Source organism: Pedobacter sp. B4-66 (genome assembly GCF_018492665.1).
Classification (GTDB): domain Bacteria; phylum Bacteroidota; class Bacteroidia; order Sphingobacteriales; family Sphingobacteriaceae; genus Pedobacter.
The window spans coordinates 1-2,112 of the sequence record NZ_JAFVME010000032.1 but is presented as its reverse complement, the minus strand read 5'-3'; the positions used below and the strand labels follow the sequence as shown (position 1 = coordinate 2,112).

Annotated in this window: 2 protein-coding genes; both read left to right on the top strand. The window is 34.2% G+C overall.

What is annotated here, in order from left to right; all coding sequences use genetic code 11:
• Nucleotides 1–275: 275 nt before the first annotated feature.
• Complete coding sequence (locus J1905_RS23500; protein ID WP_214229626.1) at nucleotides 276–842, top strand: acyl carrier protein; 567 nt, start codon at nucleotides 276–278, stop codon at nucleotides 840–842.
• Nucleotides 843–862: 20 nt separating this feature from the next.
• Nucleotides 863–1,849: a hypothetical protein gene (locus tag J1905_RS23495; protein WP_214229625.1), complete on the top strand. Its 987-nt coding sequence runs from the start codon at nucleotides 863–865 to the stop codon at nucleotides 1,847–1,849.
• Nucleotides 1,850–2,112: the final 263 nt, after the last annotated feature.

The following is a 2,112-nucleotide window of genomic DNA, read 5'->3' as shown; positions in this document are numbered from 1 at the left end:
TTGATGATTGAAAAGGCTGCTTAATTTAAGTAGCCTTTTTTATAACGTGTTACTTAAATAATTTCCAATAGATCATCTCTTAACTCTTTTCAACTTTAGTAAAATTAAGAAATGTTAATATTTTTTGGGAAGCGAAATTTTCCTTTGAACAATTTGCGGTAATCGTCTTGATTCCGGCCTGCTGAAATGTCTAATCTGTTAAACTCAAGTGCAAACAGTACCTGAAATATTTGTATGTTTAGGAGTAGGTGCAATTAAAAAAAATATAGGCAAACATGGGACTTGATAGTGTAGAGCTAGTTATGGAATGGGAGAAGTATTTCCAAATTGAAATTCCCGACAAAGACGCTGCAAATATGTCAACAGTTGAAGATGCTGTCGAGTATATTTCATCTCAAGTGAGGTATTCAAAACAGCATACAGATATTAAAGAAAAGATTCTAATAGAATTTAGAAATGCAGTTGTCAAATTGGGAATTTCTTTTTCAATAACCCCTCTTGATAGTGTATTTCAGCTAATTCCATTAAAGGATGTAGAGACATGGAAAGCAATTTCTTTAGAAACAAAATTAGACATGCCAGAACCTATACTCACTGGGTTTTTCGGGAATCTTATCGAAAGAATATTTCCTCAAAAGGATCATTTAGGCCTTACAACCTTAGAAAGATTCATAGACCTTCTGGCTGCGGTAAACTATGAAAAAATTATTGATAGGAATCAAATTCAAAACAAATATGAAATTATGGTTGCCGTTGTTGGGATTACAATAGAGAAAATTGGCGTAAGTCCTTTTGAAGTTTACCTTAACAGTTCATTTACCAAAGATCTTGGAATAGATTAGATATATTGTACCGCTGTTCTATGATACAACAAACATTTAAAACAAATTGCTTAAAGACAATAGATTGGCTTAATGGAAATATTGTAGATTGGGTTTCTGCAGGGCAGATATATTCTCCTGATGGGCAACAAAAACAAATCGCAAAATACCATTACGCATTTGGCTTTGACGCTTCAATTACTTCTCAAAATGGACAATATGCTTTTATCTATAGGCGTCTTGGAACAAAAGGAATTTTATTGAAAGGCGGCGAAATACTACGAGAGATCAATCGCACCTATTATTGTGCAGATACCTATGAATTTCCAGCAGCATTTATAACTGTTGGCAATGAAACGTATTTAGTTCATTGCCCAATTGATTATTGTCAGCTTGACTTTGAAAATGTAGAAACCGGCGAAATTGTTTCAAATGTGCAAGGAAGAGAACCATCGGATATGTTTCACTCAAGGCTTGCTATTAGTCCAGATAACAAGTATTTGATGGTATGTGGTTGGGCATGGCATCCCGTTAACACGGTTGAATTATTTGACATCGTAGCGTGTTTGGAGAACCCTCTTTTATTGGACAATAGTTTCTTGTATCCAAACTTCGGTACGGAAATAAATTCAGCTAGTTTTATAGATAATGAGAGGGTACTTATTGCTTCAACAGATGAGGAACCTTTCGATGATGAAGTACCACCACTTTTACCACAAAAGCATCTAGCAATTTGGAATTTTATAAAGAATGAAATCACATCACCAGTAAAAGTTAACGGGGAATTCGGAAACTTGTTTGCAATAAATGATCGGCAAGCTTGGGACATGTTTAAGTTCCCAAAAATTATAAACATTGAAACTGGCGAAATCGAAAGTAAATTAGAAGCAATTAATTCAGGCCTTCAAACATCGTCAATTATTTATGGCGACATTGAAAAGTTCCCTCAAATTTGTTTTAACAGACAAACATCTCAAATTGCAATTCGAGTAAATGATACAACTATTGAGGTGCTTACTCCAAGTTAATATGGATAGTATGATGTAGGCGGTCTTAAGCTGCTTCAAGCCGATTTTCTGAGTCTAACTCGAAATCTAAGTATAATCCAAGAGTACAAAATCGTATAAGCATTCCGCAACTTGTGGAGAAATGCAGCAGTCTGATGAAGGGAGTTAATGAGTAAGTTGTTGTAAATCAGTATTATGTCAAAACTCCGGTAGTTAGGCATTATTATGTAGCATACTTAAAGTATAACTAACAAGAATATTAGTTGAACTTTAATATAGCAATT